Raw genomic sequence first — 13,988 nt, 5'->3', positions numbered from 1 at the left:
ACCGTCGTCATGTTTCGCGGAGGAAACGCGAGCTGCGCCGACGCGCACGGGATGCCGCGCCGGAAGGTGGGAGAAGAGCCGTTCCACTAGCATCACGACAGGGATCCGCCCCGCTCAGGAGGTCACGTGGAAATCTCGATCGGCACCATGGTGCTCGTGCCGGCGATCGCGGTCGTCGCGCCCCTGCTCGTCCGCGGGCTCGGCCGGTGGGTCGCGATCCCGCTCGTGGTGTTCGAGATCGTGCTGGGGCTCCTGCTCGGCCCGGCCCTGCTCGGCTGGGTGGTGCCCGACGAGTTCATGGGTCTGATCTCCGAGTTCGGCCTCGCCATGCTCTTCTTCCTCGCGGGCAACGAAATCGATTTCCGAGCCATCCGCGGCCGGCCGCTGAACCGGGCCGCGATCGGCTGGATTATCTCGCTCGCCGCCGGGGTCGGCATCGCCGCCCTCTTCGCACCCGACCTTCCCGCGGCGGCCTTCATCGGCATCGCGCTCACCTCGACGGCGCTCGGCACGATCATGCCGGTGCTGCGCGACTCCGGCGATCTCACGACGCCGTTCGGCATCTCAGTACTCGCGTTGGGCGCGGTCGGCGAGTTCGGACCGCTGCTCGCGATCTCGCTGTTCCTGAGCGGGCGCTCACCGCTCGTCGCGGCGATCGTGCTGCTCGGCTTCGCGGTCGTCGCGGGGATCGCCATCTGGCTGGCGGCCAAGGGCGTCGGCAAGCGGATGCACCGCGTCATCACGGCGACGCTGCACACGAGCGGGCAGTTCGCCGTTCGGCTCGTGATCTTCGTGCTGCTCGCCCTCGTCGCCCTGAGCATCGTGCTCGACCTCGACATGCTGCTCGGGGCGTTCACCGCAGGCGTGCTCTACCGCCTGCTCCTCGTCGGCGCGCCCAAGCGCGACGCGGAGGCCATCGAGTCCAAGCTCGAGGGTCTCGGGTACGGCTTCCTCGTCCCGATCTTCTTCATCAACACGGGCGTCACCTTCGATCTCGAGGCGCTCTTCGCCGACGGCCGCACGCTCGCGATGCTGCCGGTCTTCGTGGTGCTCCTCCTCGTGATCCGGGGTCTGCCCTCACTCCTCGCCGCGCCTGCCGGCTCCTCGCCGCGGGACCTCGCCGCGACCGCGCTGTTCGGCGCGACCGGCCTGCCGATCATCGTCGCCGTGACGGCGATCGGGGTCGACGCGGGCGACCTCTCGAGCGGCACGGCCGCCGCGCTGGTCGGCGCCGGCATGATCTCGGTGCTGCTGTTCCCCCTCATCGCCCTCGCACTCCGCAAGCGCGGCGGTTCGCGACGACGCACCCGCACCGACGACGTGCACGTGCCGACCGAGGGCTGAGCCGCAGCGCCCGGTATGCTTGCCGAGACCGCCCCCGTAGCTCAGCGGATAGAGCAGGAGCCTTCTAATCTCTTGGTCGCAGGTTCAATTCCTGCCGGGGGCACCATGGTGCGGCAGGCGTGTCGGCGCGCCCCGGTAGACTCGCCGCATGGCTTCTTCGAGCGACCGACTGGTCTGGATCGACTGCGAGATGACCGGGCTCGACCTCGAGGTCGATGAGCTCGTCGAGATCGCGGTCGTCATCACCGACTACGACCTCAACCCCGTCGATGCGGGGCTCAGCATCGTCATCAAGCCCGACGCGAGCGCGCTCGAGTCGATGGGCGAGTTCGTCCGTCGCATGCACACCGAGTCCGGCCTCATCGAAGAGATCCCGAACGGGGTCAGCCTCGCCGACGCCGAGTACCAGGTGCTCGAGTACGTGCTGCAGCACGTTCCCGACGAGCAGAAGGCCCCGCTCGCCGGCAACTCGATCGGCACCGACCGGGCGTTCCTCACGAAGTTCATGCCCCGGCTCGACGCGCACCTGCACTACCGCAACGTCGACGTCTCCTCGATCAAAGAGCTGGCCAAGCGGTGGTTCCCACGCGCCTACTTCAACGCGCCTGCCAAGAACGGCGGGCACCGCGCCCTCGCCGACATCCTCGAGTCGATCCGCGAGCTGCACTACTACCGCCGCGCCGTCTTCGTCGCCGACCCCGGGCCGGCGAGCCACGAACTCCAGGCTCTCGCCGCCGAGGTGGTCGTCGAGTTCGAGCAGAGGCAGAAGGTGTAGTACGCTCTTCTAGTTGCCTGATCGCCACGGCGGTCCGACACATGGTGGGTATAGCTCAGTTGGTAGAGCGCCTGGTTGTGGTCCAGGAGGTCGCGGGTTCAAGCCCCGTTACTCACCCCAAGTCCGCGAAGCGCGGGTCCGATGCGGGCCCGCGCTTCGCGCTTTCGCACGATCGAAGCACGACCGCCCGACCGCAATGACGCACCCATCGACGGAGGAGATTCGTGGAACTCGATGCCGAAGCCTTCGAAGCGCTCGTCGTCGATGAACTCGACCTGCTGCCCGACGACATGGTCGACGGGCTCGAGAACGTGGTGTTCGTGATCGAGGATCGCCCCGAAGACGGGTCCCTCGACCTGCTCGGCCTCTACGACGGTTTCGCACTGACCGAGCGCGACCGCTACGGCTTCGGCGAGATGCCCGACCGCATCATCCTCTACCGCGACTCCCTGCTCGCGATCTGCGAGGACGAAGACGAACTGCGCGACGAGATCCACGTGACGCTCGTGCACGAGATCGCCCATTTCTACGGCATCGACGACGACCGGCTGCACGAGCTGGGCTGGGCTTGATTCCCGCACCGTTACGCTGATCTCCATGAGTCTCTCCCCCGGCCGGATCGTCGGAATCGCCCTCGGCGCCGTCGCGATCCTCGCCATCGGCGTCTACGGCCCGGCCATGCTGCTCGGCCCGCTGCCCGAAGCCACCGTCCGCGTCGATGCCGCATCCGCGACCGCCGGCGAGCCCGCCGCACCCATCGTGCTGCCCGACACCGGTGCGAGCGCGCTCGCCATCGCCGGCGACGACGGAGCGGCCGAAACCCTCGCCGTCGGCGGAGACACCGAGACTCTGCCGATCGGCGGCGCGGCGAAGCTCGTCGCGGTGCTCGTGACCCTGGACTCGCTGCCCCTGCCCGCGACCGGGCCCGGCCCCTCGATCGCGATCGGCCCCGTCGACTACACGAACTACCTCGATCATGTGAAGAACGGCAACCGCACGCTGCAGGTCTCGCCCGGCGACTCGTGGTCGGAGCGCGACGTCGTGCGCGCGACGCTGCTCGCGTCGAGCAACAACCACGCCGACACCCTCGTCCGCTGGGCATTCGGCAGCACCGAAGCGTACGTCGACGAGGCGAACGCGTGGCTCGAGGCCAACGGTTTCGAGGCGACCAGGGTGGCCGACGCCACCGGCCTCTCGGGCGACAACGTGGGCACCGCGGAGGAGCTCGCACGGCTCGGCGCGCTCCTCTACGCCGACCCCGCACTCACGGCGATCGTGACCGCCCCCGAGGCATCCGATTCGACGGCACGCAACGTGCCCGACGTCATCGACCATCTCCGCGAGGCGGGCGTGCGCGCCCTCTCACGCAGCTACACCGACCAGGCGGGCGTCTGCTTCATCTTCAGCACGGTGCTCCCGGCCGTCGACGGCGGCGAGCCCACCCGCATCACCGGGGCGATGACGACCATGCCCGACTACGAGACGCTCGACCCGGCGGTCTCCGAGGCCGTGACGTCGGTGATCGCGGCCTCCCAGCCGGTCGCGGTCATCGCCGAAGGAGGCGAGTACGGCACCGTCACCACGGCCTGGGGCGACTCCGCCGCGCTGATCGCGCGCACCGGCCGAACGGATGCCGCGTGGGGCAGCGATCCCGGCGAGGCATCCGTCGTCGTGGAACCGCTCACGACCGCGCCCGCCGGGCGCGCCGTCGGCACCGTGACCGTGCCCACGGCGAACGGCGACATCCGCAGCGAACTCGAGCTGTCGGCCGACATCGAGGACCCGGGACCACTGTGGCGCCTCGTGAATCCGGCACCCCTCATCACCGCGTTCTTCGCGGGGCAGTCGCGCTGAGCGAGCGCCTCAGTCGTTCTCGTCGTCGGATTCGACGGGGTCGGAGTCGTCGGCGTCGAAGCGGAACCTGACCCGCAGCTCGCCATTGACCTGGCGTTCGTCGACGGCGTCGTACCAGAACAGCGATTCGAGGCCGTCGACGGCGGCGACCATGCCGATGCGCCGCTCGGCGGCACCGCCGACCAGGGCGCGGTGGTCGAACTCGCCCTCAAGCGGTCCGTCGATGAACTCTGCGACGTACTGGGCGCCGACCGAATCTGCACTCATGTGTCCACCGTAGCCCTCAGCCGCCGTTCTGCACCCGAAGGCCCGGGCGAATCGTGTCAGTCGACCGCCGGGAGCGTGACGACGAGATCGGCCGATCGAAGCGGCCGCACCCGGTGCACGTAGCGCCGCCACTCCGTCTCCCAGAGCTCCCAGTACGGGTCGAAGCGACCCGCATCACGTGCGAGTGCGCGCTGCCTGCGGGTGTCGTCGGCGGCGCGCAGCCAGACGCGCACGGTGCCCCGGCGACGCCCGACCGCCTCGAACGCACCGCATCCCTCGAGCACGAGCGGCTCGACGGGCGGCAGCACGACGGCGTCGGCCCGGCGGTCCTCCGCCCAGTCCCAGCGCCGCCATCCCCCCGGCACCCCTCGGTCGTGCGGCGCGAGCAGCGTGCGGTCGAGCGACCCTGCGGCGGCAGCGAGCCCGTGCCAGCCCGGATAGACCTCGTCGAGCCGCACGAGCCTGGCGCGGCCGCCCGGCCAGTGGGCGGTGAGCTCGTCGGCGAAGGTGCTCTTGCCCGATCCGCTCGGCCCGTCGATCACGACGACCACGCCGTTGCGACCGCCGAGGGCCGCCCCTGGCTCGCCGGCGGCCGAACGCCGCACTGCGGCCTGCACGAGGTGCAGCGCCGCAGGGCGGCGGTGCGCCCCCGCGCTCACGACCACACCGCGTGGAAGGTTCCGGCCCAGACCGCCGCGGCGATCGAGACGACGGCGATCGTCACGGCGAGCAGGATGAGCACGAGGTCGGGCCATCCGACCCTCGACTCGCGCGCCCAGGTTCGCGGCACCTCGCTGCCGAAGCCGCGCGCCTCCATCGCGGTGGCGAGCTTCGACCCTCTGCGGATGGCGAGCACGAGCAGCGCGAACGCCATCGTCGCGAATCGCCGCAACGCCCCGTGGTCACCGATCCCGCGAGCCCGGCGGCTGAGCGACATCGCCTGCCAGTCCTCGATGAAGAGGCCGACGAGCCGGGCGCCGGCGAGGGCCCCGAGCACGAATCTGCTGGGCAGGTGCCAGACCTGCGCCAGTCCGTCGGCGAGCTCGGTCGGGTCGACGTGCATGAAGAGCAGCACGGCCGGGAGGCCGATCGCGAGCACCCGCACGGTGACCGCGATCGCGAGTTCGATCGAGCCGTCGGTGATGCGGGCGAGCCAGAAGCTCCAGTACTCCTCGCCCGACGGCTGCCCGTAGAGCAGCATGCTCACCCCGGCGACCGGCGCGGCGATGAGAATCGGCCAGGCGCGGCGCAGGAGCGTCGACGGGGTGACCCCCGCGAGGGCGAAGAGCACGAGCTGGATCACGAGCGCGGTCGCCGCGCTGACCCAATCGACGGTGAGGAGCAGCGGGGTGGTGAGCAGCATCGCCGCAGCGAGCCGGCTCACGGGGTTCACCCGGTCGACGAAGCGCAGGCGCGGAGCATCCAGCACGGCCGGGAGTGTTTCGGCGCTCATGCGAACTCCCTCGATGTCGACGGGGCGAGGGCGATGCGTTCATCGCCGAGCTCGGCGATGAACGCGGCGTCGTGTGTCACCGAGACGAGCGCGAGCCCGTCGTCGACGAGGCCGCGCAGGAGCGCGGTGAGCTCGATCCAGGTCAGGCGGTCCTGGCCGAAGGTCGGCTCGTCGAGGATGAGCACCGACGGACGGGTCGCGAGCACCGCGGCGACGGAGAGGCGCCGCTTCTCCCCACCCGACAGCGTGAAGGGGTTCGCCCGGGCGAGATGGTCGAGGCGGAGCCGCTGGAGGAGCTCGTCGACGCGCGCGGTGATCGCGGGCTCTTCGAGCCGCAGGGCCCGGAGCCCGACCGAGAGCTCGCCCGCCACGGTCGATGCCACGAATTGGTGCTCCGGCTCCTGGAAGACCGTGCCGATCCGGGTGAGGAGCTCGCGCGAGCGCCAGGCGATCGGCTCGCGCCGCAGCCCGGCAGCGAGCACGCGGGATGCCTCCACGTGCCCCTCGAGCGGGCGGAGGAGGCCGCCCAAGGTGAGCGCGAGCGTCGACTTGCCGACACCGTTCGGACCGGTCACCACCGTGCTCGCTCCGGCTGCGATGCCGAGGTCGAGACCGCGCTGCACGACGGCGTTCGCACGCCGGCCGATCGCGAGCCCCCGCGTGGTGAGCGCGGGCTCGAGCGAGATGCGGTCTGCGGAACCGGCTGCACCGACCTCGGACGCACGCCCGACGGCGTCGGCCGCGGCGGAGCCCGGCACCGGCACGCCCGGCACCCAGACGCCGGCGTCGAGGAGGACCTGGCGCTGCTCTGCGAGCACCTCGCGCGGCGCGCCGTCGGCGAGCAGCCGACCGTCGTGTCCGAGCACGACGACCCGATCGACGAGGTCGAGCCAGACGTCGACCCGGTGCTCGACGACGACGAGCGTCGCGCGCGTGCGGTCGAGCACGCGCCCGACCGCGTCGCGCACCTCGCGCACGCCGTCGGGGTCGAGGTTCGCCGTCGGCTCGTCGAGCAGCAGGAGCCCGGGCCGCATGGCGATCGCGCCCGCGAGGGCGAGCCGTTGCTTCTGCCCGCCAGAGAGCGCTGAGCTCGGATGGTCGAGCGGAAGCCCGAGTCCCACCTCGGCGAGCGCTGCGCGAACGCGGTGCCAGATCTCGTCGCGCGGCACCCCGAGGTTCTCGCAGCCGAAGGCGACGTCGTCGCCGACCCGGGCGAGGATCACCTGCGAATCGGGATCCTGGAGAACGAGTCCGGCGCGACCCCGCGCCGCCGACGGCGCGACCCCGTCGACGGCGAGCTCGCCGTACTCCTCGCCCTCGTCGTCGCCGCCGTGCACGCCCGCGAGCGCGTGCAGCAGCGTCGACTTGCCCGCCCCTGAGGGCCCGAGGAGGAGCACCCGCTCTCCCGCGTGGATGCGCAGGTCGAGGTGCTCGATCGCCGGGCGGAGCCGGGATGCGTGGCGCCAGCCCCAGCCGCGCGCCTCGATGGCGGCCGGTGATGACACCGACGAGGTGGGCATGGTCACACCCGCTGGGTGACGTCCTGGCCCGCGGCGAAGCGACTCAGTGCTCCGGTCGCGGCGAGAGCCCGAACGAGCAGCCAGCCGAGGAGCCCGGCGAGCACCGCGCCCGAGACGACGACGGTGCCGAAGTAGAGCGCGAGGAACTCGGCCGACTTCTGCAGGTTGCCCGAGGTGAAGAGCTCCAGCGTCCACGCGGCGGCGCCGGCCGCCGCACCGGCGAGCATCGCCTGCGTCAGGCCGAATCGGCGGTACAGGAAGAGCGCGAACACGAGTTCGGCTCCGAGGCCCTGCGCGAGGCCCGAGTAGATCGTCTCGATGCCCCACTGGTTGCCGATGAGTGCCGAGACCATCGCGGCGACGAGCTCGACGAAGAGCGCCGCACCCGGCTTGCGGATGATGAGGCCGCCGAGCACGCCGCCGATGAGCCAGATGCCGACGGCGATGCCGCCGAGACCGGGGGTCACCGCGTCGGCGGCGACGAACCAGGCGTAGCCGATGTTGTTCCAGAACAGGAACAGGAGGCCCGTCGCGACGCCGATGACGGCCGCCACGACGATGTCGACGACGCGCCAGCGGAGATTGCGCTTCGGCGCGGCCTCACGTGCGGTCGAGGTGGAGGATGCGGTGCTGTGCACTGTCGTGCCCTTTCTGATCGTGGAAAGAGGCACGGGATATTGAGATCGATTGCCCTCCCTGCGCTGGCATGACCCAGATCAGGTTCGACGGTCGAAGGTTGAGAACCTTCCTCTCAGCCCGGCTCACCGGACTCCCGTGTTCGCAGACGAGTATACGCCGCGAGGCGACAGTTCGGTCGCTTCAGCGCTTGAGCGCTCGGATGACCCAGCGCAGCGCCTTGCCGGTCACCCAGATGAGCGGCGTCACGACGAGGATCAGGCCGATCAGGTTCGGCTCGAAGCGCACCTCGCCACCGGCGCGGCCGACGTATGCGCCGAGCGGAATGGACAGCCCCCCACCACCGCCGCCGCCCGCCTGGTCACCGCTGTCGTCGCTGCCGCTGCCCGCCCCGAAGCCGTAGTAGCCGAGAGCGACGGGCACGACTTTGGTGCCGTCGAGGTCGATCGGCTCGCCGTACGAGGTCTTCACGCCGACGCCGGCGACGGTCTCTGCCAGTTCGAGTACGAGATCAGCCATGTCGCCACGCTACCCGCCGAACTGGGTTCGATCCACCCCTGCGCGCCCTTCGGCCTCCTCAGCGGCCTCGGCCCGCTCGGCAGCGAGACGGGCCCGAACCTCGGCGTCGAGGGGCTTGCGACGCATCGACTCGACCCGCGCCGCCGCCTCGCCCGTGCGCACGAGCGCCGCCGGCCGCACCGCTCCGCGGCCGAAGCGCGCGGTGACCTCGTCGATCGCACGCTCGGCCTCGCGCCACTCCTCGTCTGGGTCCCACAGCATGGCGCCGCCGCCTGAGGGACGCAGATGCTCGGCGCGCACGCCGATCAACCGGATGCGCGCGCCGTCGCCGAGCAGCTCGGGCAGTGCGGCCTGCGCCTCGTCGTAGATGCGACGGGCGACGTCGGTCGGTTCGCCGAGGGTGCGCGAACGCGTGACCGTGCGGAAGTCGCCGTAGCGGAGCTTCAGGACGACCGTGCGACCGACGAGCCCGGCACGTCGCAACCGCACGGCGACGTCGTCGGACAGGCGGAGCAGCTCGCGCCGGATCTGCTCGGGGTCGGTGAGATCGTGCCCGAAGGTCACCTCGTGGCCGATGCTCTTCTCGGAGCGCGTCGTCTCGACGTCGCGCGGGTCGACGCCGTTGGCGAGCCGGGTCAGGCGCGCCGCGAGCGACGGGCCGACCGCCCGTTCGAGCGCGTCGGGGGGCATCGCGGCGACGTCGCCGACCGTGCGCAACCCGAGTCGCATGAGCGACTCTTCGGTCACCCGCCCGACGCCCCACAGCGCCGAGACGGGCAGGGGATGCAGGAACGACACGGTGTCGGAGGCCGGAACCACGAGCATGCCGTCGGGCTTGGCCCGGCTCGAGGCGACCTTCGCCACGTACTTCGACGCGGCCACCCCGATCGAGCAGGTGAGCCCGGTCTCGCGCTGCACGCGCTCGCGGATCGTCCAGGCGATCTCGGCGGGGCTGCCATGCAGGCGGCGCGCCCCCGAGACATCGAGGAACGCCTCGTCGATCGAGAGGGGCTCGACGAGCGGCGTGATCGACTCGAAGATGCGCATGACCTCTTTCGAGTACCGCGAGTAGCTCGCGTAGTCGCCGCGGAGCACGATCGCGTTCGGGCAGCGCTGCAGTGCGATCGACATCGGCATCGCCGAGTTCACGCCGTAGCGGCGAGCCTCGTAGCTCGCCGCCGACACGACCCCCCGCCCGGCGGTACCGCCGACGAGCACCGGCTTGCCGCGCAGCTCGGGTCGCGAGAGCAACTCGACCGAGACGAAGAAGGCGTCCATGTCGACGTGCAGGATCGGCGTCGCCGAATCGTCGACGGGGCCCGTCGTCACCTGCCTCGACGAGCCGTCCTGCTTGCTCATGCTCCGACCCTAACCGCGCCCACCGACACCGCTCCCGCGGCGCCGCCCGCGCGAAGCCATGGCGCCGCGGGAACGGCGGCCACGGCGACGCGGCTAGAACCCGAAGTCGCCGCCGCCGCCGAAGTCGCCCCCGCCGAAGTCGCCGAACCCGCCGAAATCGCCACCGGAGTCGGAACCTGCGTCGGCCGAGGCCTCGCTCGCACCTGCGCCCGCCGAGCCGTCGGCGCCCTGATCGGCGCCGCCGGCCTCGAACGCCGATGGATCGGGCAGCAGCGCCTGCGCGATCGCCGAGCCGACGACGACGCCCGCGATCGAGCCGAGCAGCGAACCGCCGAACATCTGACCGAAGGAGGGGCCGGCCTGGCCGGCGCGTGCGCCGCCGGCATCCGCCCCTCGGAACGCCCGCTCCATGCTGCCGGGCGCGCGGAGCTCGGCGCGGGTCGCCGCGCGGGCGAGGGCCGACGGCTCGTCGGAGACGAGTCGCTCCCCCGCGGGTGCCTGCTCGGCGAGGGAGCGGTAGACGGCCGACCGCTGCTCGGGCGTCAGCTTCGCGAAGGCCTCGGCGTGCACCTGCTCGATCGACTCGGGCGGAGCGGTGCGCAGCAGGTAGCGATAGCGCTCGAGCGCGAGTTCGTCATCGTCGAGCCGTCTGGCGGGCGGTGCCTGCCGCGGTGCGGGCTGTTCGGGTGCGCCGAAGAGCCGGTCGAAGAATCCCATGGTGTCCTCGCTGATCGTGAAGGGAGTTCGATTCTCTCGACCTTCCCCCGGAAACGGCTGAGAGCCGGGCGGACGCGACCGTCCTGCCCGGCTCTGCGCTCGACGGGTGTCGACCGCTACTCGACCGCGGCCGCGCGCTCGAGCACGAGCTCGCGCACGCGAGCCGCGTCGGCCTTGCCCTGCATCGCCTTCATGACGGCGCCGATCACCGCGCCGGCGGCCTGGACCTTGCCGTCGCGGATCTTCGCGAGCACGTCGGGCTGCGAGGCGAGCGCCTGGTCGATCGCGGCGATGAGCGCTCCATCGTCGGAGACGACGGCGAGGCCGCGGGCGTCGACGATCTGCTGCGGCGAACCCTCGCCGGCGACGACGCCCTCGAGCACCTGGCGGGCGAGGCGATCGGTGAGCGTGCCGGCGTCGACGAGCGCCGCGAGCTCGGCGACCTGCGCGGGCGTGGCCAGTTCGACCACGTCGCGCTCCGACGCGTTCGCGAGGCGCGTGAGCTCACCCGTCCACCACTTGCGCGCGGCCGCGGGCGAAGCGCCGGCGGCGACCGTCTCGGCGACCTCGTTGAGGAGGCCGCTGTTCGCGACGTCCTGGAACTCGAGGTCGGTGAAGCCCCACTCGCCCTTCAGGCGACGCCGACGTGCGGCCGGCGCCTCGGGCAGGGCCGCGCGCAGCTCTTCGATCAGCTCGGCCGACGGCACCACGGGCACGAGGTCGGGCTCGGGGAAGTAGCGGTAGTCGTCGGCGTCGGACTTCGGACGACCGGCGCTCGTCGCACCGGTGTCCTCGTGCCAGTGCCGGGTCTCCTGCGTGATCGTGCCGCCCTTGGCGAGGATCGCCGCCTGCCGCTGGATCTCGTAGCGCACCGCGCGCTCGATCGAACGGAACGAGTTCACGTTCTTCGTCTCGGTGCGGGTGCCGAGCTTCTCCTGGCCGCGCGGGCGCAGCGAGACGTTCGCGTCGCAGCGAAGGTTGCCGCGCTCCATGCGCGCCTCGGAGATGCCGAGGGCGATCGCGATGTCCCGGATCGTCGCGACGTACGCCTTCGCGAGCGCCGGGGCATCCGCTTCGGCGCCGAAGATCGGACGCGTGACGATCTCGACGAGCGGCACACCCGCGCGGTTGTAGTCGACGAGCGAGTACTCGGCGCCCTGGATGCGGCCGGTCGAACCGCCGACGTGCGTGAGCTTGCCGGCGTCCTCCTCCATGTGTGCGCGCTCGATCGGGATCATGAACGTCTTGCCGCCCTCGATCTCGACCTCGAGCTCGCCGTCGAAGGCGATCGGCTCGTCGTACTGCGAGATCTGGTAGTTCTTCGCGAGATCGGGGTAGAAGTAGTTCTTGCGTGCGAAGCGGCTCGACTCGGCGATCGAGCAGCCGAGTGCGAGACCCAGCGAGATCGACTTGCGCACGGCGTCGCCGTTCACGACCGGCAGCGACCCCGGGAGCCCCAGGCACACCGGCGAGACGAGCGTGTTCGGCTCGGCGCCGTGGAACGCGGAGTTCGCCGGGTTCGGCGCCGACGAGAACATCTTCGTCGTCGTGTTCAGCTCGACGTGCACCTCGAGGCCGATCACCGGCTCGAAGAGCTCGAGGGCCTGGTCGAAGTCCATCAGTTCAGCGCGGGCCATCAGAGTGCGCCTTCCTCGGTCGCGAAGAGCTCGTGTGCGGTCAGGTCGGGGGCCTTGCCCAGCAGCGGGCCGCCCCACTCGGCGACGAGCAGCTGCTCGAGCGCGCCGCCGACGTTGTAGAGGCGGGCGTCCTCGCGAGCCGGCGCGAGGAACTGGATGCCCACGGGCAGGCCGTCTTCGGGGGCGAGGCCGGTCGGCACCGAGATGCCCGGCACACCGGCGAGGTTCGCCGGGATGGTCGCGATGTCGTTGAGGTACATCGAGACCGGGTCGGCCAGCTTCTCGCCGAACTTGAACGCCGTGGTCGGCGCGGTCGGCGAGGCGAGCACGTCGACCTTCGCGAACGCGGCGTCGAAGTCGCGCTGCACGAGCGTGCGCACCTTCTGGGCGCTGCCGTAGTACGCGTCGTAGTAGCCGGCGGAGAGCGCGTAGGTGCCGAGGATGATGCGGCGCTTCACCTCGGGGCCGAAGCCCGCCTCGCGCGTCGCGGCCATGACCTGCTCGACCGTGCCGGCGCCGTCGGGCGTGACCCGCAGGCCGAACCGCACCGAGTCGAACTTCGCGAGGTTCGACGAGGCCTCGGCCGGCAGGATCAGGTAGTACGCGGCGATCGAGTACTCGAAGTGGGGGGCGCTGACCTCGACGATCTCGGCGCCGTTGCGCTCGAGGAGCTCGAGCGCCTCGTGGAAGCGCTGGCGGACGCCGGGCTGGAAGCCCTCGCCGTCGAGCTCCGTGATGACGCCGATGCGGAGGCCCGAGACATCCGCCCGCCTGACGGCCTCGGCCATCGACGGCCAGGCCATGTTCAGCGAGGTCGAGTCGAGCGGGTCGTGCCCGGCGATGACGTCGTGCAGCAGCGCCGCGTCGAGCACGGTGCGGGTGACCGGGCCGATCTGGTCGAGGCTCGACGCCAGGGCGATCGAGCCGTAGCGGCTGACGGCGCCGTAGGTCGGCTTCACGCCGACGGTGCCGGTGACGTGCGCGGGCTGGCGGATCGAGCCGCCGGTGTCGCTGCCGAGCGCGAGCGGCGCCTCGAACGCGGCGACCGATGCGGCCGAGCCGCCGCCGGAGCCGCCGGGGATGCGGTCGAGGTCCCACGGGTTGTGGGTCGGCCCGTAGGCCGAGTGCTCGGTCGAGGAGCCCATCGCGAACTCGTCCATGTTGGTCTTGCCGAGCGGGACGAGTCCCGCAGCGCGGACCTTCGTGACCGGGGTGGCGTCGTAGGGCGGGATCCACCCCTCGAGGATGCGGGAGCCCGAGGTCGAGGGCATGCCCTTCGTGACCAGCACGTCCTTGATGGCGATCGGCACGCCGGCGAGCGGGCCGAGGGCCTCGCCCGCGGCGCGACGCCGGTCGATGTCGGCGGCCGTCTCGACGGCGCGCTCGCCGTCGACGTGCAGGAAGGCGTGCACCGCGCCGTCGACGGCGGCGATGCGGTCGAGGTGCGCACGCGTCGCCTCGACCGAGGAGACGTCGCCCGCGGCGAGCTTCTCGCCGAGTTCGGCGGCGGTCAGGCGGATCAGCTCGTCGCTCACTGCTCTTCTCCCAGGATCGCCGTGACCACGAAGCGCGAGCCGTCGGACTCGGGGGCGCCCGAGAGCGCCTCCTCCGCGGTCAGCGTGTTGCCGACGACGTCGTCGCGGTACACGTTCTGCATCGGGATCGGGTGGCTCGTCGGCGGCACGTCGGGCGTGGCAACCTCGCTCACCTTCTCGACCGCGTGCATGATCTGGGCGAGTTCGGTCGTCAAGTGCCCGATCTCTTCGTCGGTGAGCGCGATACGTGCGAGGTTCGCGAGATGCGCGACCTGCTCCGCACTGATTTCGGACATGCTGCTCCGTCGTCTCGTGGTGGGAATCCAACGATTCTATCGGGGTGCGCCGAAGACCCGTGCCCGTGCCGCTCGA

15 protein-coding genes, 2 tRNA genes and 1 riboswitch are annotated in these 13,988 nt (G+C 71.3%); of the genes, 6 read left to right on the top strand and 11 right to left on the bottom strand.

Annotation, left to right across the window (positions count from 1 at the left end; genetic code table 11):
- Nucleotides 1–126: 126 nt before the first annotated feature.
- From GQQ93_RS09845 to GQQ93_RS09820, 6 genes are all read left to right on the top strand, one after another.
- Complete coding sequence (locus GQQ93_RS09845; protein ID WP_157424062.1) at nt 127–1,344, top strand: cation:proton antiporter; 1,218 nt, start codon at nt 127–129, stop codon at nt 1,342–1,344.
- Between the two features lie 30 nt (nt 1,345–1,374).
- A tRNA-Arg gene (locus GQQ93_RS09840) sits at nt 1,375–1,450 on the top strand.
- A gap of 42 nt (nt 1,451–1,492) precedes the next feature.
- On the top strand, nt 1,493–2,119 hold the full coding sequence (orn, locus tag GQQ93_RS09835; RefSeq protein ID WP_157424061.1) for an oligoribonuclease: 627 nt from the start codon (nt 1,493–1,495) through the stop codon (nt 2,117–2,119).
- A 44-nt stretch (nt 2,120–2,163) separates the two neighbouring features.
- Nucleotides 2,164–2,239: transfer RNA gene (locus tag GQQ93_RS09830), tRNA-His, on the top strand.
- 104 nt (nt 2,240–2,343) lie between these two features.
- Nucleotides 2,344–2,691, top strand: a complete 348-nt coding sequence (locus GQQ93_RS09825; protein WP_157424060.1) for a metallopeptidase family protein — start codon at nt 2,344–2,346, stop codon at nt 2,689–2,691.
- Nucleotides 2,692–2,716: 25 nt separating this feature from the next.
- On the top strand, nt 2,717–3,973 hold the full coding sequence (locus tag GQQ93_RS09820) for a serine hydrolase family protein (RefSeq protein ID WP_157424059.1): 1,257 nt from the start codon (nt 2,717–2,719) through the stop codon (nt 3,971–3,973).
- Nucleotides 3,974–3,982: 9 nt separating this feature from the next.
- Here the strand turns inward: GQQ93_RS09820 and GQQ93_RS09815 are convergent, their stop codons facing one another.
- The 11 genes from GQQ93_RS09815 to gatC all read right to left on the bottom strand — a co-directional run bounded on the left by GQQ93_RS09815 (nt 3,983) and on the right by gatC (nt 13,912).
- Complete coding sequence (locus GQQ93_RS09815) at nt 3,983–4,240, bottom strand: hypothetical protein (RefSeq protein ID WP_157424058.1); 258 nt, start codon at nt 4,238–4,240, stop codon at nt 3,983–3,985.
- Nucleotides 4,241–4,296: 56 nt separating this feature from the next.
- Complete coding sequence (locus GQQ93_RS09810) at nt 4,297–4,899, bottom strand: nucleoside/nucleotide kinase family protein (RefSeq protein WP_246192262.1); 603 nt, start codon at nt 4,897–4,899, stop codon at nt 4,297–4,299.
- On the bottom strand, nt 4,896–5,693 hold the full coding sequence (locus GQQ93_RS09805) for an energy-coupling factor transporter transmembrane component T family protein (RefSeq protein WP_157424057.1): 798 nt from the start codon (nt 5,691–5,693) through the stop codon (nt 4,896–4,898). The genes GQQ93_RS09810 and GQQ93_RS09805 overlap by 4 nt, the downstream gene beginning before the upstream one ends.
- Nucleotides 5,690–7,213 carry an ABC transporter ATP-binding protein gene (locus tag GQQ93_RS09800; protein WP_157424245.1) on the bottom strand — a complete coding sequence of 508 codons (1,524 nt, stop codon included), beginning with the start codon at nt 7,211–7,213 and terminating at the stop codon, nt 5,690–5,692. The genes GQQ93_RS09805 and GQQ93_RS09800 overlap by 4 nt, the downstream gene beginning before the upstream one ends.
- 2 nt (nt 7,214–7,215) lie before the next feature.
- A complete protein-coding gene (locus tag GQQ93_RS09795) occupies nt 7,216–7,851 on the bottom strand; it encodes an ECF transporter S component (RefSeq protein ID WP_157424056.1) in 636 nt (211 codons plus the stop codon).
- 38 nt (nt 7,852–7,889) lie between these two features.
- Nucleotides 7,890–7,999: riboswitch (TPP riboswitch) on the bottom strand.
- Nucleotides 8,000–8,032: 33 nt separating this feature from the next.
- Nucleotides 8,033–8,368 (bottom strand): hypothetical protein, encoded by a 336-nt coding sequence (locus GQQ93_RS09790; RefSeq protein ID WP_157424055.1) that lies wholly within the window; start codon nt 8,366–8,368, stop codon nt 8,033–8,035.
- Nucleotides 8,369–8,377: 9 nt separating this feature from the next.
- A complete protein-coding gene (locus GQQ93_RS09785) occupies nt 8,378–9,727 on the bottom strand; it encodes a DNA polymerase IV (RefSeq protein WP_157424054.1) in 1,350 nt (449 codons plus the stop codon).
- Between the two features lie 93 nt (nt 9,728–9,820).
- Nucleotides 9,821–10,444, bottom strand: coding sequence for a hypothetical protein (locus GQQ93_RS09780; RefSeq protein ID WP_157424053.1), 624 nt, complete (start codon nt 10,442–10,444; stop codon nt 9,821–9,823).
- Nucleotides 10,445–10,560: 116 nt separating this feature from the next.
- Complete coding sequence (gatB, locus tag GQQ93_RS09775) at nt 10,561–12,081, bottom strand: Asp-tRNA(Asn)/Glu-tRNA(Gln) amidotransferase subunit GatB (protein ID WP_157424052.1); 1,521 nt, start codon at nt 12,079–12,081, stop codon at nt 10,561–10,563.
- On the bottom strand, nt 12,081–13,616 hold the full coding sequence (gene gatA / locus GQQ93_RS09770) for an Asp-tRNA(Asn)/Glu-tRNA(Gln) amidotransferase subunit GatA (RefSeq protein WP_157424051.1): 1,536 nt from the start codon (nt 13,614–13,616) through the stop codon (nt 12,081–12,083). The genes gatB and gatA overlap by 1 nt, the downstream gene beginning before the upstream one ends.
- Entirely contained in the window at nt 13,613–13,912 is a 300-nt protein-coding gene (gene gatC, locus GQQ93_RS09765) for an Asp-tRNA(Asn)/Glu-tRNA(Gln) amidotransferase subunit GatC (protein WP_022887882.1), read from the bottom strand. The genes gatA and gatC overlap by 4 nt, the downstream gene beginning before the upstream one ends.
- Nucleotides 13,913–13,988 lie beyond the last annotated feature (76 nt).

The organism is Agromyces lapidis (assembly GCF_009749405.1).
GTDB lineage: Bacteria > Actinomycetota > Actinomycetes > Actinomycetales > Microbacteriaceae > Agromyces > Agromyces lapidis.
Note: the sequence above shows the minus strand (reverse complement) of the source record. Positions and strands in the feature narration are given on the sequence as shown.

Excerpts from the sequence above, each read along its gene's own strand:
- orn (WP_157424061.1), top strand. The coding sequence starts at position 1,493 with ATGGCTTCTTCGAGCGACCGACTGGTCTGGATCGACTGCGAGATGACC.
- GQQ93_RS09820 (WP_157424059.1), top strand. The coding sequence starts at position 2,717 with ATGAGTCTCTCCCCCGGCCGGATCGTCGGAATCGCCCTCGGCGCCGTC.
- GQQ93_RS09815 (WP_157424058.1), bottom strand. The coding sequence starts at position 4,240 with ATGAGTGCAGATTCGGTCGGCGCCCAGTACGTCGCAGAGTTCATCGAC.
- GQQ93_RS09805 (WP_157424057.1), bottom strand. The coding sequence starts at position 5,693 with ATGAGCGCCGAAACACTCCCGGCCGTGCTGGATGCTCCGCGCCTGCGC.
- GQQ93_RS09800 (WP_157424245.1), bottom strand. The coding sequence starts at position 7,213 with ATGCCCACCTCGTCGGTGTCATCACCGGCCGCCATCGAGGCGCGCGGC.
- GQQ93_RS09790 (WP_157424055.1), bottom strand. The coding sequence starts at position 8,368 with ATGGCTGATCTCGTACTCGAACTGGCAGAGACCGTCGCCGGCGTCGGC.
- GQQ93_RS09785 (WP_157424054.1), bottom strand. The coding sequence starts at position 9,727 with ATGAGCAAGCAGGACGGCTCGTCGAGGCAGGTGACGACGGGCCCCGTC.
- GQQ93_RS09780 (WP_157424053.1), bottom strand. The coding sequence starts at position 10,444 with ATGGGATTCTTCGACCGGCTCTTCGGCGCACCCGAACAGCCCGCACCG.
- gatB (WP_157424052.1), bottom strand. The coding sequence starts at position 12,081 with ATGGCCCGCGCTGAACTGATGGACTTCGACCAGGCCCTCGAGCTCTTC.
- gatC (WP_022887882.1), bottom strand. The coding sequence starts at position 13,912 with ATGTCCGAAATCAGTGCGGAGCAGGTCGCGCATCTCGCGAACCTCGCA.